The sequence below is a fragment of the Micromonospora sp. NPDC049359 genome (genome assembly GCF_044466585.1).
Lineage (GTDB): Bacteria > Actinomycetota > Actinomycetes > Mycobacteriales > Micromonosporaceae > Micromonospora.
This window is the reverse complement of the sequence record NZ_JBITMW010000002.1, coordinates 179130-201697: the sequence shown is the minus strand read 5'-3', so window position 1 is coordinate 201697 and position 22568 is coordinate 179130. Positions and strand designations below refer to the sequence as shown.

Here is a 22568-nt window from a genome sequence, read left to right as displayed (position 1 = left end):
CGCCTCTGCCGCGTCGGTTGTCAGTCTGCCTGGCCCGAGTTGACTCTGGACGCCAGGTCGTTGACGTCCCGTGCCGTAACCGGATCGCCGTCGCGGCACGCCTGCGGGCTCACCCCGTACGCCGCCCGGAACGCCCGGCTGAAGTGGGCCTTGTCGCCGAACCCCCAGCGTGCCGCGATGACCTGCACCGGCTGGGCCCGCAGCGCCGGGTCGGTGAGGTCGCGCCGGCACCGGGCCAGCCGAAGGTCGCGGATGTACGCCGCCACGGTGGTGTTCTCGGCCTCGAACAGGCGGTGCAGCGTCCGCAGCGAGATGTGGTGGGCGTCCGCGATGGTCTGCGGGCCCAGCGTGGCGTCGCCCAGGTGACGGTGGACGTACGCCTGCACCTGGGTGATCAGCGCACGGCGGCGGACCTCGGTCGGCACCGCGTCCTCGGCGACCAGGTTCCGGCCGAGCAGGGTGGTGGCCAGGTCGAGGCCCACCGTGCCGAGCCGGCCGGCGTCGGCGGCGTGGTACTGCTCGGGGTGGCCGGTCACCTGGATCAGGAACTGCGCCAGCAGCGCCCCGAGCCCCTCGCTGCCGGACATCCGCCCGCCGTAGAGCGCGGCCATCCGCTTTGGCGGCAGCGGGAGCGCGGAGTGCGGGATCACCGTCGTGATCGAGGTGGCCCGGGTCCGGCCCGGCTCGCTCGCGTGGTGGCAGACGTCGTGCGGGCGCGAGGCGTCGTAGAAGGTGAACTCGCCGGCCAGGATGTCGCTGCGTCGACCGTCCTGGCTGGACGTGCCGACCCCGCTGGTGGTGAAGGCGAGGATGTACAGCTCCGGGTCCGACTGTCGGATCAGCTTGCGGGTGGCATCGAGTGAGGGGTACTGGTAGCTGACCAGTTGGATCGCGCCGAGGTCGATGAATTCGGCCCGGGCGGCGAAGTCGTCGGCGTACGGGGACTCCATCCGCAACGGCACGGACGTGCGCGCCACCAGGTCCAGCCACATCCCGAACCGCTCGGCGGGCGGCAGGACGGTCGTGTCGATGGTGTTCCTGGCCAGCACCCGCGCCCCCTCACGCCGTCCGGCGGGCGATCAGGGCCTCGACGCCGTCGAGGATCCGGTCGAGGCCGAACGTGAACTCGTCGTCCGGATCATCGTCCTGGTCGAGGACGCCGGCGTCGAGCACCCGGGTCAGCGCGGGGAAGCGGGCCGGGTCGATCAGTCGCGCCAGCATCGCGCCGTACGCCGGCATCATGTCGCCCGGCTCGACACCGGCGGCCCGGCTGCCCTCGGCGATCTGGTTGGTGAGCATCGCCTCGTTGCGCACGTATCCGGTGACCAGCAGAAGGATCGACATCTTCGCGCCCTCCGGCAACGGGGTGCCGTCGAGACAACCCAGCCCGTCCTCCATCCAGCCGAGCTGCTGGGGTGTGACGGGCGGCCCGGCGATCGGAATGTGCAGCAGCCACGGGCGCTGTCGCAGGACGTCGTGTTCGGCCCAGGCCCAGCGGGTCAGGCCGGCACGCCAGTCGTCGTCCGGCGCGGCCGGGCCCGGTGAGGGGCCGTAGCCGGCGTCCACCATGAGCGTCAGCAGGTCGTCCTTCGAGCCGACGTGCCGGTAGAGGGCCATGGTGGCGGCGCCCAGCTCCTTGGCCACCCGGCCCATCGACACGGCGGCCAGCCCGTCGGCGTCGGCGACCCGGATGGCCGCGTCGACGATGCCGGACACGGTGAGGCCCGGCCGGGGGCCCTTCGGCGCCCGCTCGCGCAGCCCCCAGGCGCTCTCGATGGCCGGCGGGAGCGCCGGGCCGCTGTCGTCTTTCGTCTCCGCCACTTTTCCTCCTTGCCCCGCCATCCTAGTTCTGCGTATGGTCTACGCATTAAAGCGTACGGCATACGCAGAAGGAGTTCTCATGACAGCGACGACCGCACCGGCGCCCCGAGCGGGCCGGCGGGAATGGATCGGATTCGCGGTGCTGATGCTGCCGCTGCTCCTCGTCTCGATGGACGTGTCGGTGCTCTACTTCGCCGTCCCGTTCATCAGCGAGGAGCTGCGGCCCAGCGCCACCCAGCAACTCTGGATCTTCGACATCTACGGCTTCGTGCTGGCCGGGCTGCTGATCACCATGGGCGCCCTGGGTGACCGGATCGGCCGGCGTCGGCTGCTGCTGCTGGGCGCGACCGCCTTCGGGGCGGCGTCCCTGCTGGCCGCGTACGCCGACAGCGCCGCGACCCTGATCGCCGCGCGCGCCGTGCTCGGCGTCGGCGGGGCCACCCTGATGCCCTCCACGCTCGCCCTGGTGCGCAACATGTTCCACGACGCCAAGCAGCGCGGCACCGCGATCGGCATCTGGACCGCCACGCTCACCGGCGGCATCGCCATCGGCCCGGTGCTCAGCGGCGTCCTGCTGGAGCACTTCTGGTGGGGCTCCATCTTCCTGATCAACATCCCGGCGATGCTGCTCCTGCTCCTGCTCGCCCCGGTCCTGGTGCCCGAGTTCCGCAACCCGGCGCGCGGCCGCTTCGACCTGGTCAGCGCGGCGCTGTCGCTCGGCACGCTGCTGCCGGTGATCTACGGCATCAAGGAGATGGCCCGCGACGGCGTCAGCGCGGCGCGGGTGCTGGCCGTCGTAGCCGGCCTGCTGGTCGGGGCGCTCTTCCTGCACCGGCAACGGACCCGGGCGTACCCCATGATCGACCTGGCGCTGTTCCGCCGGCACGGCTTCGCGGGATCGCTGGCGGTCAACCTGCTCGCGATGTTCGCCCTGGTCGGGTTCGCCATCTTCACCACCCAGCACCTCCAACTGGTGCTCGGGCTGAGTCCACTGCGGGCGGCACTGTGGAGCCTCGTACCGTCGCTCGCGGTCGGCGGCGTCGCCCCGGCCGCCGCCGCGCTCGCCCAGCGGGTCGAGCGGGCGTACCTGATCGGGGCCGGCTTCGTGATCGCCGTCGTCGGCTTCGCGGTGCTGACCCGGGTCACCCCCGAGACGCCGCTCTGGCTGCTGCTCGTCGGCGCGAGCGTGTACGCCGGCGGCCTGGTGATGGTGATGTCGCTCGTCACCGAGCTGGTGCTCGGCGCGGCCCCGCCGGAGCAGGCCGGTGTCGCCTCCGCGCTGACCGAGTCCAGCAGCGAACTGGGTGGCGCGCTGGGAATGGCCATCCTGGGCAGCGTGGGCGCCGCGATCTACCACCGGGAGGTTCTGGACGAGCTGCCGGCCGGGCTGCCGACGGGCGTCCGCGACGCGGCCGGCGAGACCCTGGGCGGCGCGCTCGCCGTGACCCGGGGACTGCCGGCGGAGGTCGGCGAAGCGGTGCTGCACGCGGCCCGGTTCGCCTTCACCGACGGGCTGCACCTCGCCGCCCTCGCCGCCATGGTGGCGATGGCGCTCGGCGCGGTGACCGCGCTGCTGACGCTGCGCGGCGTCCGGCCGGCCGACCCCGCGGCGCTGGCCGCCGAGCCGACCGAACCGTCGCTTTCGGACGCCGCCCCGGTCAGTCGTTGAGCACCTGGGCGAGTCGGTCGCGGAACCGCCGCTCGGAGTCGCTGACCGACTCGCCGCCCAGGCCCAGCAGACCGCCGCTGGACGCCGCGCCCACGACCTGGTCGGCGATGGTCACCAGCCAGTGCTTGTACGCGCCGGCCTCGCCCTCGTCCACCCGGGCGGCCAGCAGCACGGCCGCCTCACGGGCCCGCACCAGCACGTCGTCGATGTACGCCTGCGGGTCGGCGGGCGCGATGACCGGCAGCTCCTCGCCGGCCTCGGGGTCGCCGACCCGGGTCACGATCTCCCCGGCCACGGCGGCGACGAGGGGGTTGGCCGACTCCCGGCCCGCCCCGATGGACTCCAGACCGGCCGCGTTCTCCGCCATGGTCCGGCGGGTGCCGTCGGACTCGGCGGCGCTCGCCGCGGTCAGCACCGACTGCGGCAGGCCGACCAGCAGCCCCCACTCCTCGTCGGAGAAACCGAAACCGGTGTACGCCGGCTGCTCGATCACGGCAATGCCCCTTCCGCCCTGCGCTGTGTGGTCAATCGGTGCTGCTTGAGTCGATCCACCGGGCCCGTGTGGTGCCCGGGTCAGGCTAGTCGAGGGTCAGCAGACCCTGCTCGGACACCACGCGCACCGAGAGGGTCTTGTACCCGACCTCGTCGAAGAGGACCGTCATCTTGTCGTCCTCGTAGCTGAGCACCAGGCCGCGCCCCCACTCGCCGTGCCGCACCTGACTGTGCACCGGGAACGGGCCGACCGCGCCCTCGTCGGCGGTGCTGGTACCCCGGTGGCAGTTGTCGCAGTGCGCGCAGACCTCGGTCATCTGCTCGCCGAAGTAGGCCAGCAGGGTCTGCCCCCGGCAGGCGGTGGTCTCGGCGAACGCCCGCATCATGTCGGTACGCGAACGCGTCACCGTCTGCTGGCGTTCCGCCTCGGCCAGGGCGGCCGCCGCCGCGTCGACCGGCGCGGGGGAGTAGCGCGGGGCCCCGATGCGCTGGCGGGCGCGGGGCTCGGCGGCCCCCACCTGCTCCAGCAGCGCCAGGTACTGGCCCAGCTTGCGCGGTCCCAGGCCGGTGGCCTCCCGCAGTTCGGTCTTGGTGGCCGGCTTGCGGCGCAGCAGCGCGGCCAGGTCCCGCAGCTCGTTCTCGTCCGGCAGGCCGCCGCTGAAGAACCGTTGCAGGCCCACGTCCTCGGCCCGCCAGAGCAGCAGCACCCGGGCCGGTTGCCCGTCCCGCCCGGCCCGGCCGATCTCCTGGAAGTAGCTGTCCGGCGAGTCGGGCAGCGCCGTGTGCACCACCCAGGCGATGTTCGGCTTGTCGATGCCCATGCCGAACGCCGAGGTGGCGACCATGATGGGCACCTGGTCGGCGAGGAACGCCTCGTGCAGGTCGTTGCGCGCGCCGGTGGGCATCCCACCGTGGTAGAACTGCGCCGGGAAGCCCGCCTTGGTCAACTTCTCGGCCAACTCCTCGGCCGAGCGGCGGGTCGGCACGTAGATGATCCCGGGCCGTTCGTCGTCGCGCAGCAGGGCGATCAGCCGCCGCCACCGGTAGTCCTCGGTCGGGCAGTGCGCCACCTCGAGGAAGAGGTTGGGCCGGTCCAGCCCGGAGACCACCACCTCCGGATCGCGCAGCCGCAGCCGGGCGATGATGTCGTCGCGTACGGGCGGGGACGCGGTGGCGGTCAGCGCGACCACCGGCGGTCGGCCGATGCCCTCGATGAGGTGGCCCAGCGCCAGGTAGTCGGGCCGGAAGTCGTGCCCCCAGGCGGAGATGCAGTGCGCCTCGTCGATCGCGACCAGCGCCGGCTTCAGCGCGGCGACCTCAGCCATCCGGTCCGGGTTGCTCAACTGCTCCGGGGTGATGAACAGGAACTCGGCCCGCCCGGCCTGGATCTCGGCGATCGCCTCGGCCTGCTGGCCGGCCGACTCGTTCGAGCTGATCCGTACCGCCCGCAGCTCGGGACGTTGCCGCTCGTTGAGCGCCGCGATCTGGTCCTGCTGGAGGGCCAGCAGCGGAGAGATCACCACGGTCGGGCCGGGGATCAGGCTGGCCGGGATCTGGTAGATCGCCGACTTGCCGGCCCCGGTGGGCAACACCACCAGGGCGTCGTGTCGCTTCATCACCGCGCGCATGGCGGCGAGCTGGTTGGGCCGGAGCGCTTTCCAGCCGAAGAGGCTCTTCGCGGCGCGGCGCAACGTCATCGAGTGCGTGGACAGTTTCATCGAGGGCCGGAGGTACCCGAGCCCATGACCACCGAAACACTCCGTTGCGATCATGGGCTCGGGTGCGTCAGGTCTCACCGTAGGCGGGGCAGGACCTCGCGCTGGTAGAGGTCGAACAGGCCCTGGAAGTGCGGGCCGGTGTTGGCCACGTACAGCTCGTCGAAGCCGGCCTTGGCGTACTTGTCGATCATCTCCAGGTGCGCGTCGGCGCTGTTGCCGCAGACGAACGACTCCCGCACCATGTCCTGCGTGACCAGCTCGGAGGCCTGTTCGAAGTGGCGCGGCGAGGGCAGCACCTGCGACAGCTCGCCCGGCACGCCCGCGTTGGGCCAGCGCTCGTACGCGATCCGTGCGCCCTCTTCCTCGCTGGCCGCGTACGCCGCCTTGAACCCGGCCTGGCACGGCTTGTCGCCGCCGCCGTTCTCCCGGAAGCGCCGGACCAGGTCGCCGTCGGGCATGGTGCTCACGTAGCCGTCGCCGATGCGGGCGGCCAGGTCGACGGCCTTCGGCCCGAACCCGGAGACGTAGATCGACGGCGGGGTGTCCGGCAGCGTGTAGACCCGGGCGTTCTCCACCGTGTAGTGCGTGCCCCGGTGGTTGACGAAGTCGCCCCGCCACAGCTCGCGGATGACCTCGACGGACTCTTCGAGCATCTCCAGCCGCACGTCGGCGGAGGGCCAGGCGTCGCCGAAGATGTGCTCGTTGAGCGCCTCGCCGGTGCCGACGCCGAGCACGAACCGGCCGCCGTGCAGCACCGCGCTGGTCGCCGCCGCCTGGGCGATCACGGCCGGGTGGATCCGTACGGTCGGGCAGGTCACCGCCGTGGTCACCGGCAGCGCGCAGACCTGGCTGAGCGCGCCGATCATCGACCAGACGAAGGGGCTCTGCCCCTGCGCGTCGACCCAGGGATGGTAGTGGTCGGAGATCCACAGTGCCTCGAAGCCGGCCGCCTCGGCGCCGCGGGCCTGCGCCAGCAGCTCGGCCGGCGGGTACTCCTCACTGGACAGAAAATATCCGATCTTCATGGCTTCCCCTTCGGCGCGCGGTCCTGCTGTCGGGGAGAGCCGTACCCCGGTCGCGGCGGGCCACACCGGCGGGTCGGGGCCCGATCGCCTCAGCGTCGACCGAACATGGCCCGGATCGCGGCGAGCAGCAGCAGAGCGCCGACCACCAGGCCGAGCAGGCGTACGCCGGGGATGTCGGCCGGGCTCGTGGCGTCGGCCAGCGGGGCGGTGTCCATCCCCGCACTCTTCCGGGGAAGGGTCCCATCGGGCAACTGTAAGGTTTATTGACTATTGAATCGCTCGGTGTGACCATGGCAGCACCGCCTGCCCAGGGCGGTGCGCCGAGGGCGCGCGAGAGATGGGGTACGGGGCCGCATGAGCGAGCGCAACCAGCGGGTCGGCGTCACCGCGCCGGCGGGAAACGTCGACCGTTCCGAGGCGACGGCGTGACCGCGCCGGCCGGGCACCTTCCGACGTTGGCAGCCGCCGTCCTGCAACCCGGTTTCGTCGGCACCACGCCGCCGCCCTGGGTGTGCCGCTGGCTCGGCGAAGGGCTCGGCTCGGTGGTGCTGTTCGCCCGCAACGTCGTCGACACCGCCCAGGTGGCGGCGCTCACCGCGACGCTGCGCGCCGAACGGCCGGACGTCATCGTGGCGATCGACGAGGAAGCCGGCGACGTCACCCGGATCGAGTCCGCCCGGGGCAGCTCCCGGCCGGGTAACTACGCCCTCGGCGCGGTCGACGACCCGGCGCTGACCGAGGCCGTCGCCCTCGACCTCGGCATCGAGCTGGCGGCGGCCGGGGTGACCCTCGACTACGCCCCGGACGCCGACGTCAACTCCAACCCGGCCAACCCGGTGATCGGCGTCCGCTCGTTCGGGGCCGACCCGGCGCTCGTCGCGCGGCACACCGCCGCCTGGATCCGTGGCCTCCAGGGTGGCGGCGTGGCCGCCTGCGCCAAGCACTTCCCCGGGCACGGCGACACCCGCGTCGACTCCCACCACGACCTGCCGCGCATCACCGCCGACCGGGCCCGCCTGGACGCCTGCGAGCTGGCCCCGTTCCGGGCGGCGGTGGCGGCCGGCGCGCAGGCGGTGATGACCGGCCACCTGCTCGTGCCCGCGCTCGACGCGGACCTGCCGGCCACGCTGAGCCAGCGCATCCTGGGCGGGCTGCTCCGCGACGAGTTGGGCTTCTCCGGCGTGGTCGTGACCGACGCCGTGGAGATGCGCGCGGTCGCCGACCGGTACGGCTTCGCGGGCGCGGCCGTGCGGGCGCTCGCGGCCGGGGCCGACGCCATCTGCGTCGGTGGCGAGCGCAGCGACGAGGACGCCGCCCGGGAACTGCGCGACGCCATCGTGGCCGCCGTCGTCTCCGGTGAGCTGCCCGAGGAACGCCTCGCCGAGGCCGCCAAGCGGGTCGGCCAGCTCGCCGCCTGGACGGTGGCCGCCCGCGCCGCCCGCCCGAGCCTCACCCACCGGGCCACCGACGTCGGGCTGGTCGCCGCCCGCCGGGCCGTCCGGATCAGCACCGGCCCGGACGCCCCGGTCGCGCTGCCCCTGACCCGCGCCGCCCACGTGGTCGAGTTCGAGCCGCCGCGCAACATCGCCATCGGCGCGGAGACCCCGTGGGGCATCGGCGAGCCGTTGGGCGAACTGCTGCCCGGCACGACGACGGTCCGCCACGCCGAGCCCGACGTGCCCGCCGACCCGGGAGCCGACGCCGGGGACCACCCGCTGGTGCTGGTCGTCCGTGACCTGCACCGGCACGACTGGATGCAGGCGGCGGTGCGGCGAGCGCTCGCCAATCGGCCGGACGCGGTCGTGGTCGAGCTGGGTGTGCCCGCGCTGGTCGTCGGGGCGGTGCACCTGGCCACCCACGGCGCCACCCGGGCCAGCGGGCGGGCCGCCGCCGAGGTGCTGACCGGCCGGACCCGCTGACGCTACGGTTGCTCGGCGACCAGGTCGGCGTACTCGGGATGCTTGTCGATGAACGCCGCCACGAACGGGCACTGCGGCACCACCCGCCCACCCCGGGCCCGCACCTGGTCGAGGGTGCCGCGGATCAGCGCGCCGCCGACGCCCTTGCCCTGGAAGCCCGGGTCCACCTGGGTGTGCGTGAAGACCAGCACGTCGTCGCCACGCTGCAGGTAGGCGGTGAAGCCGGCCAACGCGTCGTCGACCAGGATCTCGAATCGGTTCTTGGCGGGATTGTCCTCGACGAGGGTGCTCACCGGGCCATTGTCCCAGCCCCGGCGGCAAGCACGTCGAGTTCGGCGAGCAACCGGTCCACCTCGTCCACCGTGTTGTAGTGGTAGATGCTGGCCCGCACCGCGCCGCCGCTGTCGCGCAGACCCATCGTCTGGAAGTACTCGTAGGCGTAGTAGTCGCCGGCCGACAGGCAGAACCCGGCATCGCCCAGCGCCTGCTGGGTCTGCTGCGGCGACAGCCCGGCGACCCGGAAGGAGACGGTCGGGCAGCGCCGGGCCGGCGAGCCGTAGACCGTGACGGCGGGCCGCGCGGCGAGACCGGCGAGCAGCCGATCCAGCAGCGCCTCCTCGTGGGCCTGGGCGGCGGCCAACCCGGACCGCAGCCGCGCCCGGCGGTCGCCGGTCGCGTCCGGGTCCAGGGCGGCCAGGTGATCCACGGCGGCCGTCACGCCGGCCAGCAGCGGGAAGCTCGGTGTGCCGTACTCGAAACGGTCCGGCGCGGCGTCGGCGGACGGCACCAGCTTCGCCGGGCGCAACGCCGCCCACCGGCTCGGGTCGGCCACCATCGCGGCCAGGTGCGGCCCGGACCACTTGTACGCGCTGGTGACCAGCACGTCCGCGCCGAGCGACGTCAGGTCGGTCGGACCGTGCGGCACGGAATGCACGCCGTCCACGCAGACCAACGCCCCGACCGAGTGTGCGATCTTGGCGATCGCCGGCACGTCCGGCACGGTGCCGATGGCGTTGCTGCCGGCGGTCACCGCCACCAGCCGGGTCCGCTCGCCCACCAGGTCGGCGTACTGGCCGCTGGGCAGCTCGCCGGTGTGCCGGTCGAACTCGGCCCAGCGCACCGTCGCGCCGGCCGCCTCGGCGGCCTGCACCCACGGGCGCACGTTGGCGTCGTGGTCGAGCCGGGACACCACCACCTGGTCGCCGGGCCGCCAGGTCGCGCCGAGGGTACGGGCCAGGGTGTACGTCAGCGCGGTGGCGCTCGGCCCGAGCACCACCCCGTCCGGCTCGGCCCCGAGCAGGTCGGCGACCGCCGATCGGGCCTGCGCCACCATCTCCAGCGACCGACGACCGGGCGTGAAGGCGGCGCTGCGATTGCCGACGGCGGCGCGCATGGCGTCGGTGACCGCGTCGATCACGCCGGCCGCGGTCTGCGTGCCCCCGGCGCCGTCGAAGTGGACGAAGCCCTCGGTCAGGGCGGGATAGGCGGCCCGGGTACGGGCGATGTCGAAGGCCATGCCCGGACCCTAGCCGGGACGCCGGCCACGCTCGCCCCCGCCCGGTCGTCGCGGACGTCTCGTACCCTTGGCGGGGTGACGAACCGACCCACCACCATCGGCCTGCCCCCCGTCCGCCGTGCTGCCGGCCTGGTTGCCGCCGTGGCGCTCGGCCTCGCCCTGCTCGCCGGCTGCAGCTCCCAGGGCGCCTCCACCGACTGCGGGCTGGACGCCTGCACGGTCACCTTCGAGCGGGGCGTCGAGGCGAGCGCCACCATCCTCGGCGTCGAGGCGAAGCTGGTCGGCGCCGAGGGCGACCAGGTGACCGTCGAGGTCGCCGGCGAGCAGCTCACCCTCACCACCGGCCAGCAGGCCACCGAGGCCGGCGGGTTCGCGGTCACCGTCGACAGCGTCACCGACCAGCAGGTCAAGATCCGCGTTTCCCGCAACCCGGGTAACTGACCCGCGCGGGCGGCGGTGGCCGACGTTTGGGAATCGTCGGAATCGGAGATTGTGACGCCATGTCACTCACCCGTAGCGCCGAAGCCACCGCCTCCCGGACGGCGGACAGCCGGTGGCTGGAACTTCTCGCCCGGGCCGGCTTCATCGGCTACGGCATCGTCCACCTGCTCTTCGCCTGGTTGGCGTTGCAGATCGCGTTCGGCACGTCGTCCGACGACGGCGACCAGTCCGGCGCGCTGCGTACCCTCTCGGAACAGCCGCTCGGCAAGTTCCTCGTCATCGCCGTCGCGGTCGGCCTGCTCGCCATGGCGATCTGGCAGGGCCTCGAGGCGGCGGGCGGGCACCGCGCCGAGCGGGGCAAGGAGCGGGTCATGGAGCGGCTGGCCTCGGCCGGCCGGACCATCGTCTACCTCTACTTCGCCTGGACCGCCTTCAAGGTGTTCTCCGAGGCCGGGTCGAACAGCGCCGACAACCAGGAGGCGCTGAGCGGCAAGCTGATGACCTCCACCGGTGGCCGCTGGCTGGTCGGCCTGGCCGGTCTGGTGGTCGCGGCGATCGGCATCGGCCTGGTCATCTACGGCATCCGCAAGACGTTCGAGAAGCACCTCAAGACCGGCGAGATGAGCCCGAAGACCCGCCAGCTGGCCCGTCGCCTCGGCATCGCCGGGTACGTCGCCAAGGGTGTCGCGTACGGCATCGCCGGCCTGCTGGTCATCGTCGCGGCGGTGAAGTACGACCCGGAGAAGGCCCGTGGTCTGGACGCCGCCCTGCACACGCTGCGCGAGCAGTCGTACGGCTCCATCCTGCTGACCCTGGTCGCCCTCGGCATCGCCGCCTTCGGCGTGTACTGCTTCCTCCAGTCCCGGTACCGCAAGGTCTGAACTGGTCGATACCGAGGACGTCGGGCACTATTGGGCTTTTGCCCGAAGTTCCGCCGCTCGGTCGAAGGGAAGCGCCCCACTCGTGCAGAGCTATCTCGAAACGACCGTCGCCGCGCTCGCCGCGGCGGCGGTCGCCCTCTTCCTGGTCGAGGTCGTCCACCGGATCACCCGGCGGTTCGGCCGCCGGTCCCTGTTGTTGACCGAGTTGACCGACCACGCGCACCGTCCGTTCCAGGTCGCCGCCACCGTCCTCGCGGTGCAGTTCGCCGCCCGCTTCACCACCGGGTACGCCGTCGGCGAGAGCTGGCGGCGGCTCCTGCTGCACCTGCTGGTGCTCTGTGTGATCGCCAGCGCCGCCTGGCTGGTGGCGGCGCTGTTGATCGTCGTCGAGGACACCGCGCTCGCCCGGTTCCGGGTCGACGTGCCCAACAACCGGCACGCCCGGCGGGTGCGTACCCAGGTGGTGATGCTGCGCCGGCTGACCGTCGCGGTGATCGTCATCCTGACCGTCGGCGTGATGCTGATGACGTTCCCGAGCGTGCGCGGCATCGGCGCCGGCGTGCTGACCTCCGCCGGTGTCGTCGGCGTGGTGGCCGCCCTGGCCGCCCAGAGCCTGCTCGGCAACGTCTTCGCCGGGCTGCAACTCGCCTTCAGCGACGCGGTCCGCCTCGACGACGTGGTGGTCGTCGAGGGGGAGTGGGGTCGGATCGAGGAGCTGACCCTCAGCTACGTGGTGGTCCAGATCTGGGACGACCGACGGCTGATCCTGCCCACCTCGTACTTCACCAGCAAGCCGTTCCAGAACTGGACCCGCACCGAGGCGGCGGTGCTCGGCACCGCCGAGTTCGACGTCGACTGGGCCGTGCCGGTGCAGACCATGCGCGAGGAGCTGCGCCGGCTCGTCGAGGGCACCGAGTTGTGGGACGGTCGGGTCTGCGTCCTCCAGGTCACCGACGCCACCGGCGGGATGGTGCGGCTGCGCGCGCTGGTCAGCGCCGCCGACGCGGGCAGTCTGTGGGACCTGCGCGCCCTCGTCCGCGAGCACCTGGTGGCCTGGATCCGGGACAACCGGCCCACCGCCATGCCCCGCGTCCGCACCGAACTGGGCGACGCCACCAGCAACCTGTCCTGGCAGTGGGTGCAGCCCAGGCGGCCGACCCGACGCCTCTCCGACACCGAGGCCCCCGACGACGCCCGCGTCTTCGGCGGTAGCGACGACGGCGACGCCCGCAGCGAGGCCTTCGTAGGCCCCGAGGAAACCCGCCCCTGACCCCCGTACTCACCCCGTTGTTCATGAAAGTTATTGCCTCTTGCTTCGGCGTGTCGTGGCAATAACTTCATGATCGCCGCGAATGGGTGGGGTGGGGTCTGGGGAGGTTTGGTTGGGGTTGCGCGGGGGATGTGCTGCCGGACGTCTCTGCCGTGATCGGGGTGACCCACGCCAGCTTGTCGGCGCGGCATCCCGACAACGGCGACAGGTCGCCGCACCTCGAGTTTTAGGATTGACAGGCGACGACTCCGGGCATACAGCGCGGTGATGAGGAAAGGAGGACAGCATGGCTGACGTGGCGAATGCCCGCACATCCCGCAATGGGAGCGAGCCCTCCACCGCCGAGCTGGTGCAGCGGGCCACCGAACAGGTATCCCGTCTGGTACGGGACGAACTGGCGCTGGCCCGGGCGGAGTTGACCCAGAAGGGCAAGCACGCCGGCATCGGGATCGGCCTGTTCGGCGGCGGCGGGGCGCTGGCGTTCTACGGCCTGGGCGCGCTCGTCGCCACCGCCATCCTGCTGCTGGATCTGGTGCTGCCCGCCTGGGCCGCCGCGCTGATCGTGGCGGTGGCCCTCTTCCTGGTGGCCGGCATCCTCGCGCTGGTGGGCAAGAAGCAGGTCAGTCGTGCGGTCCCACCGGTGCCGGCGGCGACGGTCCGCAGCCTCCGTGCCGACGTGGACACCGTGGCCGCCGCCGTGAAGGACAGGGGACGGGCATGACGGGCAACGGAACGGGCGACACCGAGGCCCTACGCGAGGAGATCCGCCGTACCCGGGTGGAGCTGGGCGAGACCATGGAGGCGTTGGCCGCCAAGGCGGACGTCAAGGCCCGCCTGAAGGAGTCCGCCGAACAGGCGAAGGAGCGGATGCGCGAGCAGGCGGCGCAGACCGTGGCCCGGGTCCGCGGGCAGGCCGCGCGCGGCGCCGGGATGGCCCGCGCCCAGGCGTACGACAAGGGCGGCCTGGTCCGTGAAAAGGGCGAGCTGGTTCGACGCAACCCGGTGCCGTGGGCGGCGCTCGCCGCCAGCGCGGTGGCCACCGTGGTGGTGCTGATGATCGTGCGGGGGAGGCGTAGGTGAGCAGGAGCATCGGCAAGGTCGCGTACCGGCCGGTCGGCGTGTTGTTGGGTATCGCCGCGGGTACGGTGGCCGGCGCGATCTTCCGGCAGGTCTGGAAGGTCACGGCGGGCGACGGCGAGGCGCCGAACGCCACCGACGAGGACCGTGGTTGGGGAGAGATCCTGGCCGCCGCGGCGTTGCAGGGGGCCATCTTCGCGGTGGTCCGTGCCGCCGTGGACCGGGGCGGGGCGGTCGGCGTCCGCCGGATGACCGGCCACTGGCCGGACTGACCGACGCATAGACGTCAGGCCCTCTTCCCCATCGACGGGAAGGGGGCCTTTCGCACGACTCGCAACGCCGCCCAGCGACCTGAGTCATCCGTCAGGTCACATGTCGGAGAAATTCGTCGGACAGGTCGTGCAGACTTTTTGCGTACGTGATTTGCTGTTCCACGCTGTTGCGAGATGGCGTGGGTTGAGAGAAGTCTCCTTCGTGGGGGCCGCCTCAGACGCCGCTGCTCGAAAACGGCCAATCGGCCGCACGGCGTGCACGGCCGCCAGTTTTAGAAGGAGATACACATGGCGCAGGGAACCGTGAAGTGGTTCAACGCTGACAAGGGCTTCGGCTTCATCACCGTCGACGGCGGGGGTGCTGACGTGTTCGTCCACTTCTCGGCCATCCAGACCAGCGGCTACCGCACGCTGGAGGAGAACCAGCGGGTGGAGTTCGAGATCGCCCAGGGTCAGAAGGGCCCGCAGGCCGAGCAGGTCCGTCCCCTCTGACACATCTGGCCGGCCCCCGCCGGTCAGGGCTCGTTGAAGTGAAGCCCCGTATCCCGTGCTGGGATGCGGGGCTTTCCACGTCCACCGCTCACCCGCTCGCGCCGGCGACCAGGCTGGCTTCTCACCGGCGGCGTCGTGAGCGCAGTCCCAGCCAGAGCGCCACCAGTCCGGCGGCGGCCACGATCGGGCCCACCACCACCCAGAGCGTCTCGTCGGTCATCGGGCTGCCGTCGACGTAGCCGAGGCCCTGCACCGTCCACACCGCACCGATCACCACGGCCAGCAGGCCGAGGGTGAGTGTCAGCCAACCCCTCATCGCGCACCCTCCTCGCCGGATCGGGCGGCACGCCGCCCCGGGCGTCCAGCATCGTCGTCTTGACGGCGCGACGCGAGCACCCGGGGTCGGCGGCTCACCACCGGTCGTGCACCTGCGGGCGGATCAGCTCGTCGTAGACCTCGCGTACACCGGCCAGTTGGGCGGCCTCCAGTGGCGGCAGGTCCGCCGCGGCGGCGTTGCGCCGCGCCTGCTCGGCGTCGCGCGCGCCCGGGATGACGACGGTGACGCCGGCCTGGTCCAGCACCCACCGCAGCGCGAACTGGGCCATGGTGCGGTCGGCGTCGACAAGCGGCGCGAGCCGGCGTACGGCCGCGAGCCCCTGCGTGTAGTCGACGCCGGAGAACGTCTCGCCCACGTCGAACGCCGCACCGTTGCGGTTGTAGTTGCGGTGGTCGTCGGCGGGGAACTCGGTGTGCTCGTCGTACCGGCCGGAGAGCAGGCCACTGGCCAGCGGCACCCGGGCGATGATCCCGACGCCGGCCTCGGCGGCCGCCGGCAGCACCTGCTCCAGTGGCTTGTGCCGGACGGCGTTGAGGATGATCTGGACGCTGGCCACGCCGGGCCGGGCGATGGCGGTCAGCGCCTGGTCGCAGGTCTCCACGCTGACGCCGTACCCCGCGATGGCCTTCTCCGCGACGAGGGTGTCCAGGGCGTCGAAGACCGCGTCGTCGGCGAAGACGGCGGTCGGCGGGCAGTGCAGTTGGACCAGGTCCAGGGTGTCCATCCCGAGGTTGGCCCGGGACCGGTCGGTCCACTGCCGGAAGTTGGCCATGGTGTACGCCTCGGGCCGCTGCTCGACGCGCCGGCCCATCTTGGTGGCGACGGTCAGCCCGGCGTCCGGCCGGGAGCGCAGGAAGCGGCCGATCAGCTGCTCGCTGCGGCCGTCGCCGTACACGTCGGCGGTGTCCAGGAAGGTGACTCCGGCGTCCACGGCGGCGCTGAGCACGGCCATGGCGTCGGTCTCGCTGACGGTCCCCCAGTCGGCGCCGAGTTGCCAGGCGCCCAGGCCGACGACCCCGACGGTCCGGCCGAGCCGGTTGAAGCTGCGCTGTTCCATGCCCCGAGCCTAGTGATCGGGTTGCCGGGCTGCCACGCGAGTCGTACCGTCAACAAGACGGACGTACGGTTTGGAGGCTGCGATGTGGGATCCGACGACGTACCTGCGCTACTCCGACGAGCGCTCCCGCCCCTTTTACGACCTGCTCAGCCGGATCCCCGCCGCCCGGCCCCGAACGGTGATCGACCTCGGCTGCGGTCCCGGCCACCTCACCGCCGTCCTGGCCGAACGCTGGCCGGACGCGCGGGTCGTCGGCCTCGACTCCGCGCCCGAGATGATCGACCGCGCGCGGGCCCTGCCGACCCCGGTCGAGTTCGCCGTCGCCGACCTGCGCGACTGGCGTCCAACCGGTGACGAGGACGTGGTGGTCACGACCGCGGCCCTGCAGTGGGTGCCCGGCCACCAGGAGTTGCTGCGCCGCTGGGCCGTCGAACTGCCCGCCGGCGCCTGGCTCGCCATGCAGGTCCCCGGCAACTTCGACGCCCCGTCACACCGGGCACTGCGCGAGGTCGCCGGTCTCCCGGCCTGGCGGGCCGAGCTGGCCCCGCTCCAGCGGGCCGACCCCGTCGACGACCCGGCCGACTACGCGGACCTGCTGACCACCGCGGGCTGCGCGGTGGACGCCTGGGAGACTACCTACGTGCACCTGCTGCCGGCCGATCCCGCCGCCGACCACCCGGTACTGGCCTGGATGGAGGGCACCGCGCTGCGACCCGTCCGGGCCGCGCTGGACGCCGCCGGCTGGTCGGCCTTCCGGGCCGAGCTGGGGGTACGCCTCAGCGCCGCCTACCCGGTGCGGCACGGTCAGGTGTCCTTCCCGTTCCGCCGTGTCTTCGTCGTCGCCCGTACCGGCGCCCCCGCACAGGAGAATCCGTGACCGATCTGACCACCTTCATCGCCGGTCTGCCCAAGGTGGAGCTGCACGTGCACCACGTCGGCTCCGCCTCGCCCCGGATCGTCGCCGAGCTGGCCGCCCGCCACGAGGGCAACACCCCCGTCCCGGCCGACCCGGACGCGCTCGCCAGCTACTTCGAGTTCCGCGACTTCGCGCACTTCATCGAGGTCTACCTGAGCGTCGTCGACCTCATCCGGGACCCGGAGGACGTCTGGCTCCTCACCCACGAGGTGGCCCGGGAGCTGGCCCGCCAGCAGGTCCGGTACGCCGAGCTGACCATCACCCCGTACTCGCACGTGCGGCGGGGCATTCCCGCGCCCGCGTTCTGCGAGGCGATCGAGGACGCCCGCAAGCGCGCCGCCGCCGACTTCGGCCTCGACCTGCGCTGGTGCTTCGACATCCCCGGCGAGGCCGGCCTGCCGGCCGCCGAGGAGACGCTGCGGATCGCCCTCGACGAGCGGCCGGACTCGCTGATCAGCTTCGGTCTGGGCGGCCCGGAGATCGGCGTACCCCGGCCGCAGTTCCGGCCCTACTTCGACCAGGCCCGCGCCGCCGGCCTGCGCTCGGTGCCGCACGCCGGCGAGACCACCGGCCCGCAGACCATCTGGGACGCCCTGCACGAGCTGGGCGCGGAGCGGATCGGGCACGGCATCTCCGCCGCACAGGATCCGGAACTGCTCACCTACCTCGCCGAACGGCAGATCGGGATGGAGATCTGCCCGACCTCGAACGTGCGGACCCGGGCCGTGGCCACCCTCGACGAGCACCCGCTGCCCCGGCTGGTCGAGGCCGGGCTGCTGGTCACCATCAACTCCGACGACCCGCCGATGTTCGGCACCACCCTCAACGACGAGTACGCGGTGGCGGCCCGACTGCTCGGTGCGGGCCCGGGGGAGCTGGCCGCGCTGGCCCGCAACGCGGTGACCGCGTCCTTCCTCGACCCGGCCGGCAAGCAGCGGATCATCGAGGAGATCGACGCGTACGTGGCCGACGCCCGCTGAGGTACGGGGTGAGCGGGGCGCGCGGCGGGAGCGTGGGTGTGGGGGGACCTGAGACTCCCGCCGCGCGCACGGCTCCACCGGCCGGTGGGTGCGCGGTGCGCTGGCCGGTGGAACTGGTGGGTTCGTGCACTGATCCTGTCAGCCCGCAAGCGGCTGACCGCGCTCGTTAACCTCGATCTAAGGAAGACTTGTGCCGCCGCACAGCCCCGGCCCGCCCGGCCGATCGGAGCGTGCCCATCAACCGATCGGCCGGGCGGACCTCGGCCGTCGGTCGACAGTGCTCGGTCGCCGGTCGGGCGGTCCTCGCCCGCCGGTGGACGCTCAGTCGTCGGTGGGGCGCTGGCGGGGCCAGCGACGACCGCTGCTCTTCTGATCCCGGGCGTCGCGGGCCATCCGGCCCACCAGGCCGAACCTGCTGACCTGCCGGGGCGTCGCCTCGGGGTCGGCGAGCAGCATCACCACGCTGGCGCCGCCCAACCGGGCCCGGTCGATGCTGACCGAGCCGTTCGCCTGCAACGCCACCCGCTTGGCGATGTCCAGGCCGAGCCCCGTCGAGCCCTGGTCGCTGGTGCCCCGCCGCAGCGCCCGATCCGGGTTGGCGATACCCGGGCCGGCGTCGTCGATCCGGATCGCCACGTACCCGTCGCGGCGGGACACGGCCACCTCGAACGCCGTACCCTGCGGCGTGTAACGGAAGACGTTGCCGATCACCGCGTCCAACGCGGCGGCCAGCTCGGCCCGCGGCACGGGCGCGGGGATGCGCAGTTGGGCGCCGGTCACCCGCTGCGGCCGGTTCTGGTCACCGGCCAGCGCCGCCCAGAACACCATCCGGTCCCGGACCACCTCGCTGACGTCGCACTCGGCCGGGCCGGCCTCGTGCGCCACCGCCTTGCGGGTGGTCTTGATCAGCACGTCGATCTCGCCCTCGAGCGTGACGATCGCCTGCCGGATGCGCCGGATACCCCGCAGCCGGTCCAGCTCCGCCGGGCTGAACGAGCCCACGCTGGTGTCGTCGGACTCCAGCGCCTCCGCGTCGAGCCGGAGCACGGTCAACGGCGTCCGCAGCCGGTGCGACAGGTCGGCCACCAGCTCTCGCTCGTCGGTGCGGGCCGCGTCCAGCCGGTCGGCCATCCGGTTGAAGGCGTACCCGGCCTCCGCCAGCTCGCGCGGGCCGGTCGGCTCCACGCGTACGCCCAGGTCGCCGTCACCGATCGACAGGGCGGCCTTGACCAGACCCTGGGTGGCGTCCACCGCCCGGGCGGCCACCCGGTCGACCACCAGCACCGCCGCGCCGACCATCGCCGCGCCCACCGCGAACAGGAGCAACCAGGTGCCACCGGCGCCCTCGCCCAGCGTCGAGTCCGGCACGAACACCTCGACCACGGCCGTCCGGTCACCCAGGACCACCGGGTCGAGCCGGACCACCCCGCCGTCGACGTCGGTGACCAGCGAGCGGCGGTCGGCGCGGGCCCGGTCCAGGTCGGCGCCACCGGCGCGGCCCGCGGACTCGTCCAGCCCCAACCCGTACACCACCGGCCGGACGGCGGCATCGTCGCCGCTGGCCACGACGGCCCGTTCGACCACCGCGCGGTCCGTGCTCACCGCCAACGCGCCGGTGACCAGCGCGCTGCGTCGGGCCGCCTCGGCGATCGCCTCGTCCCGTGTCTGCCCCCGCAGGCTCAACCCGAGCGGGATCAGGAACGCGAGCGCGACGAGGCTGCACATGCCGGCCGTGAGCAGGGCCAGCGCGGTCCTCAGTCCGGTGCCACCAGCCGGAACCCGACCCCCCGCACGGTGCGCAGGTAGCGCGGCTTCGCCGCGGACTCGCCCATCTTTCGGCGAAGCCAGTACAGGTGTACGTCGATGGTCTGATCCTCGCCGACCGATGGCTGCCGCCATACCTCCTCCAAGAGTTCCCGGCGGGACACTACCCGCCCGGGTCGTGCGGCGAGATACGCCAGCAGGTCGAATTCCTTACGGGTCAGCGCCAGCGGCTCCCCGTCGAGATGAGCGCTGCGCTCACCGACGTCCACCCGCAGCCCGCCGACGGTGTGCACCGCCGGCTGCACCGTCCGGCTGGCCCGTCCGGCGCGCCGCAGGACCGTGGTGATGCGGGCGTCCAGGTGCGCGCCGGTGAACGGCTTGACCATGTAGTCGTCGGCCCCGGCGCGCAGCAGCTTGACCACCGACTGCTCGTCGTCGCGGGCGGTGGCGATGATGATCGGGATGTCGGTGATGCCGCGCAGCATCCGCAGCGCGTCCGAGCCGTCCAGGTCGGGCAGGCCCAGGTCCAACACCACCAGGTCGGGCGTCTCCGCGGCGACCCGTCGCAGCGCGTCCAGGGCGGTGCCCACGGCGTGCACGGCGTGCCCCCGGTCAGCGAGGGACCGCAGCATCGCGCCGCGTACGACGTGATCGTCTTCGACCAGGAGCACGGAGGCCACGACAAGACGGTACTTGGCCTGGCAAGTTGATCGCGTTGCGACGTACCCGGGAAGCGGGCAAGCTGGTACGACGATGTCCTTCACCCTGTTCGCCGACGCTCGGCTGGCGCTCGCCCGAGACAGTCTCGCCGGCCTCTCCACCGGTGACGCGCTCGGCGAGCGGTACGCCCCGCCGGCCACGGCCGTCGTTCCCGGCGACGACGTGCCCGGCGCGTGGGCCGGCCCGTCGGCCACGGCCGTCGTTCCCGGCGACGACGTGCCCGGCGCGTGGGCCGGCCCGTCGGGCGTGGCCGATCCCGGCGCGGGCAGCCTGCCACCGGCACCGTGGTCCTGGACCGACGACACCGAGATGGCCTGCTCGGTCGTCGCCGAACTGGCCGCGGCGGGCGCCATCGACCGGGACCGGCTGGCGCTGGCGTTCGCCGAGCGCTGCGACGCGCGACGCGGCTACGGCGCGGGCGCGATGCTGACCCTGCGGCTGATCCGCAGCGGCACCCCGTGGCCGGTGGCCGCCGCGTCCGCCTTCGACGGGCAGGGCTCCTGCGGAAACGGGGCAGCCATGCGGGTGGGTCCGCTGGGCGCGTACTTCGCCGACTCCACGGCCCGCGCGGCCGCGCAGGCCCGCGCCTCGGCCGAGGTGACCCACGCACACCCCGAGGGGATCGCCGGCGCGGTCGCCGTGGCGGTGGCCGCCGCGCTCGCCGCCCGGGCCCGCCTCGACGGCCACCGACCGGCCCCGGCCCGGCTCCTCGCCGGGGTCGCCGCCGTGGTCGACGCGGGCACCCAGGTGCACCGTGGCGTACACACCGCCATCGGGCTGCTCGGCCGCCCGCTGTCCCGCGTGGTGGCCGCGCTCGGCAACGGCGCCCGGGTGACCGCCCAGGACACCGTCGCGTTCACGCTCTGGGTTGCCGCGACACACCTCGACGACTACCCGACGGCGATCCGGACCTGCGTACGCGCCGGCGGCGACGTGGACACCACGGCCGCCATCGCGGGGGCGGTGGTGGCGGCGTACACCGGGGTCGGCACCCCGGGCGGCGTCCCCGACGCGTGGCTGGCCGCCCGCGAGCCGCTACCCGCCTGGCTGCCCTGACGGCCCTGGTCCGCCCCAGGCTTGATCGACTCGGGCTCCCGGACATTGGGCTGTCCGCGCGGCTCGGATGGCGCGGTTTGCAGGAACCCGGGTGGATCAACGGGAGGCGGACACCGGCTCGTCCGCGCGGCCGGTGATCTCGGCGAGGGAAGGTGGCTCGTCGGCGCTGCCGGTCGCCTCGGCGAGCGCGGCGGCCTGGACCGGGTCGCGCCGCCGCCAACGACTGATCACCCAGCCGATCGCCGCGCCGCCGCCCAGCCCGGCCAGCAGTCCGGCGGCCAGCATTCCGTCGGCGTTGCCGGAATCCTCGTCGCCCTCCCGGCCGACCGGTGCGGGATTCACACCGCTGTCCCCGGCGGCGGGTCCGCCGGCCGCCGGCGCGCCGTGGCCGCCGTGCGCGGCCGGTCCGGCGGCGCCCGGGACCGCCGGCAGCAGCGTCAGCACCGGCGCGCGGTGGTCGCCGCCGGCATCCGCCCACCGGACGACCGTGCCGTCGGCGTACGTCTGGACGACCTCGAACGTGAGCCGCTCGGCCTGCGGCAACGGGCCCATGGACAGGGCCAGTTTGGCCGGGCCGGTCGCACCCTGGCCGACGCGGACCCACGTCACCGCCGTGGTCACGGTGCTCACCCCGGAGGAGTGGATGCCCGCGACCGGCTTGTCCAGGGTCTTGGAGTCGATCCTGGGCGCCCAGCCGTCGACCGACATCGGGTAGACCTCGGCCACCGGCGCGCCGGCCGGCAACCGGATTTCGACCTGCTTGGTCGTCGTGCCGGCGCGCTCCTCGGGCACGCTGAACTCCAGCCGTACGGCGTCGCCCTGCCGCGCCTCCGTCGGGGTGGTCGTCACGTCCGCGGCCTGCGCCGCCGCAGCGGGCCAGAGCAGCAGCCCGACCGCGGTCAGCGCGGTCACCGCCACGATCCGCCGCGGACGGCCACCGCCGTGCGTGCTCGCCATCTCGTGCCCCCATCCCTCTCGGCGCGACCGGCACCGGTTTCCGGCCACACCACGTAGTTCGGATTCGAGACGCGAAAGGTTCAACGCCGACCGTTAGGAAGGGCACCTTGCTCTACCGGAGGCGTTACTAAAGTGCCCTTCCTTACCCGATAGCATCGGCAGGAGCCGACTGCCGGCACCGTTTCGTA

General features: G+C 73.0%; 25 protein-coding genes. 12 read left to right on the top strand and 13 right to left on the bottom strand.

The window, feature by feature from the left end; all coding sequences use genetic code 11:
- Positions 1-20: 20 nt before the first annotated feature.
- On the bottom strand, positions 21-1049 hold the full coding sequence (locus ACIBTX_RS07120; protein ID WP_357119701.1) for a helix-turn-helix domain-containing protein: 1029 nt from the start codon (positions 1047-1049) through the stop codon (positions 21-23).
- Between the two features lie 10 nt (positions 1050-1059).
- Positions 1060-1821, bottom strand: a complete 762-nt coding sequence (locus tag ACIBTX_RS07115) for a TetR/AcrR family transcriptional regulator (protein ID WP_357119698.1) — start codon at positions 1819-1821, stop codon at positions 1060-1062.
- A 79-nt stretch (positions 1822-1900) separates the two neighbouring features.
- On the opposite strand from ACIBTX_RS07115, the gene ACIBTX_RS07110 reads away from it, so the two are divergent.
- The gene (locus ACIBTX_RS07110) at positions 1901-3490 is read left to right on the top strand and encodes an MFS transporter (protein ID WP_357119694.1); all 1590 of its coding nucleotides are present in this window, start codon (positions 1901-1903) and stop codon (positions 3488-3490) included.
- On the opposite strand, the gene ACIBTX_RS07105 is transcribed toward ACIBTX_RS07110, so the two are convergent.
- The 4 genes from ACIBTX_RS07105 to ACIBTX_RS07090 all read right to left on the bottom strand — a co-directional run bounded on the left by ACIBTX_RS07105 (position 3480) and on the right by ACIBTX_RS07090 (position 6940).
- Positions 3480-3983, bottom strand: coding sequence for a hypothetical protein (locus ACIBTX_RS07105; RefSeq protein ID WP_355053404.1), 504 nt, complete (start codon positions 3981-3983; stop codon positions 3480-3482). The genes ACIBTX_RS07110 and ACIBTX_RS07105 overlap by 11 nt on opposite strands.
- Positions 3984-4068: 85 nt before the next feature.
- A complete protein-coding gene (locus ACIBTX_RS07100) occupies positions 4069-5700 on the bottom strand; it encodes an ATP-dependent DNA helicase RecQ (RefSeq protein ID WP_357173456.1) in 1632 nt (543 codons plus the stop codon).
- Positions 5701-5774: 74 nt separating this feature from the next.
- On the bottom strand, positions 5775-6725 hold the full coding sequence (locus ACIBTX_RS07095; protein WP_396832169.1) for a TIGR03557 family F420-dependent LLM class oxidoreductase: 951 nt from the start codon (positions 6723-6725) through the stop codon (positions 5775-5777).
- Between the two features lie 89 nt (positions 6726-6814).
- Positions 6815-6940 carry a hypothetical protein gene (locus ACIBTX_RS07090; protein WP_355053401.1) on the bottom strand — a complete coding sequence of 42 codons (126 nt, stop codon included), beginning with the start codon at positions 6938-6940 and terminating at the stop codon, positions 6815-6817.
- Between the two features lie 210 nt (positions 6941-7150).
- On the opposite strand from ACIBTX_RS07090, the gene ACIBTX_RS07085 reads away from it, so the two are divergent.
- The gene (locus ACIBTX_RS07085; RefSeq protein ID WP_396832168.1) at positions 7151-8644 is read left to right on the top strand and encodes a glycoside hydrolase family 3 protein; all 1494 of its coding nucleotides are present in this window, start codon (positions 7151-7153) and stop codon (positions 8642-8644) included.
- 2 nt (positions 8645-8646) lie between these two features.
- Here the strand turns inward: ACIBTX_RS07085 and ACIBTX_RS07080 are convergent, their stop codons facing one another.
- Entirely contained in the window at positions 8647-8937 is a 291-nt protein-coding gene (locus ACIBTX_RS07080; RefSeq protein ID WP_357119681.1) for a GNAT family N-acetyltransferase, read from the bottom strand.
- Positions 8934-10160 (bottom strand): cysteine desulfurase-like protein, encoded by a 1227-nt coding sequence (locus ACIBTX_RS07075; protein ID WP_357119678.1) that lies wholly within the window; start codon positions 10158-10160, stop codon positions 8934-8936. Before ACIBTX_RS07075 ends, ACIBTX_RS07080 begins: the two co-directional genes overlap by 4 nt.
- A 75-nt stretch (positions 10161-10235) precedes the next feature.
- Here ACIBTX_RS07075 and ACIBTX_RS07070 point away from each other — a divergent pair, with 75 nt between their 5' ends.
- From ACIBTX_RS07070 to ACIBTX_RS07040, 7 genes are all read left to right on the top strand, one after another.
- Complete coding sequence (locus ACIBTX_RS07070; protein WP_357119675.1) at positions 10236-10601, top strand: hypothetical protein; 366 nt, start codon at positions 10236-10238, stop codon at positions 10599-10601.
- 59 nt (positions 10602-10660) lie between these two features.
- Positions 10661-11482 carry a DUF1206 domain-containing protein gene (locus ACIBTX_RS07065; RefSeq protein ID WP_357119673.1) on the top strand — a complete coding sequence of 274 codons (822 nt, stop codon included), beginning with the start codon at positions 10661-10663 and terminating at the stop codon, positions 11480-11482.
- A gap of 82 nt (positions 11483-11564) precedes the next feature.
- Entirely contained in the window at positions 11565-12752 is a 1188-nt protein-coding gene (locus ACIBTX_RS07060) for a mechanosensitive ion channel family protein (protein ID WP_357119669.1), read from the top strand.
- Between the two features lie 286 nt (positions 12753-13038).
- Positions 13039-13473, top strand: coding sequence for a phage holin family protein (locus ACIBTX_RS07055; protein WP_357119666.1), 435 nt, complete (start codon positions 13039-13041; stop codon positions 13471-13473).
- Complete coding sequence (locus ACIBTX_RS07050; protein ID WP_357119663.1) at positions 13470-13832, top strand: DUF3618 domain-containing protein; 363 nt, start codon at positions 13470-13472, stop codon at positions 13830-13832. The genes ACIBTX_RS07055 and ACIBTX_RS07050 overlap by 4 nt, the downstream gene beginning before the upstream one ends.
- Complete coding sequence (locus ACIBTX_RS07045) at positions 13829-14101, top strand: DUF4235 domain-containing protein (RefSeq protein WP_007458126.1); 273 nt, start codon at positions 13829-13831, stop codon at positions 14099-14101. The genes ACIBTX_RS07050 and ACIBTX_RS07045 overlap by 4 nt, the downstream gene beginning before the upstream one ends.
- 288 nt (positions 14102-14389) lie before the next feature.
- Positions 14390-14593, top strand: a complete 204-nt coding sequence (locus tag ACIBTX_RS07040; RefSeq protein ID WP_011905669.1) for a cold-shock protein — start codon at positions 14390-14392, stop codon at positions 14591-14593.
- A 121-nt stretch (positions 14594-14714) separates the two neighbouring features.
- Here the strand turns inward: ACIBTX_RS07040 and ACIBTX_RS07035 are convergent, their stop codons facing one another.
- Positions 14715-14909 carry a hypothetical protein gene (locus ACIBTX_RS07035; protein ID WP_357119660.1) on the bottom strand — a complete coding sequence of 65 codons (195 nt, stop codon included), beginning with the start codon at positions 14907-14909 and terminating at the stop codon, positions 14715-14717.
- A gap of 94 nt (positions 14910-15003) precedes the next feature.
- Complete coding sequence (locus tag ACIBTX_RS07030) at positions 15004-15987, bottom strand: aldo/keto reductase (protein ID WP_357119657.1); 984 nt, start codon at positions 15985-15987, stop codon at positions 15004-15006.
- Between the two features lie 82 nt (positions 15988-16069).
- Here ACIBTX_RS07030 and ACIBTX_RS07025 point away from each other — a divergent pair, with 82 nt between their 5' ends.
- Positions 16070-16864 (top strand): trans-aconitate 2-methyltransferase, encoded by a 795-nt coding sequence (locus ACIBTX_RS07025; RefSeq protein WP_396832167.1) that lies wholly within the window; start codon positions 16070-16072, stop codon positions 16862-16864.
- The gene (locus ACIBTX_RS07020) at positions 16861-17883 is read left to right on the top strand and encodes an adenosine deaminase (RefSeq protein WP_357119649.1); all 1023 of its coding nucleotides are present in this window, start codon (positions 16861-16863) and stop codon (positions 17881-17883) included. The genes ACIBTX_RS07025 and ACIBTX_RS07020 overlap by 4 nt, the downstream gene beginning before the upstream one ends.
- A gap of 321 nt (positions 17884-18204) precedes the next feature.
- On the opposite strand, the gene ACIBTX_RS07015 is transcribed toward ACIBTX_RS07020, so the two are convergent.
- Together ACIBTX_RS07015 and ACIBTX_RS07010 are read right to left on the bottom strand one after the other, a co-directional pair.
- Positions 18205-19608 carry a HAMP domain-containing sensor histidine kinase gene (locus ACIBTX_RS07015; RefSeq protein WP_357119646.1) on the bottom strand — a complete coding sequence of 468 codons (1404 nt, stop codon included), beginning with the start codon at positions 19606-19608 and terminating at the stop codon, positions 18205-18207.
- Positions 19609-19637: 29 nt separating this feature from the next.
- On the bottom strand, positions 19638-20327 hold the full coding sequence (locus tag ACIBTX_RS07010) for a response regulator transcription factor (RefSeq protein ID WP_074318485.1): 690 nt from the start codon (positions 20325-20327) through the stop codon (positions 19638-19640).
- A gap of 73 nt (positions 20328-20400) precedes the next feature.
- On the opposite strand from ACIBTX_RS07010, the gene ACIBTX_RS07005 reads away from it, so the two are divergent.
- Positions 20401-21423 (top strand): ADP-ribosylglycohydrolase family protein, encoded by a 1023-nt coding sequence (locus tag ACIBTX_RS07005; RefSeq protein ID WP_396832166.1) that lies wholly within the window; start codon positions 20401-20403, stop codon positions 21421-21423.
- Positions 21424-21519: 96 nt separating this feature from the next.
- Here ACIBTX_RS07005 and ACIBTX_RS07000 read toward each other — a convergent pair whose 3' ends face one another.
- Complete coding sequence (locus ACIBTX_RS07000) at positions 21520-22380, bottom strand: DUF1775 domain-containing protein (protein ID WP_363661002.1); 861 nt, start codon at positions 22378-22380, stop codon at positions 21520-21522.
- Between the last annotated feature and the right edge of the window lie 188 nt (positions 22381-22568).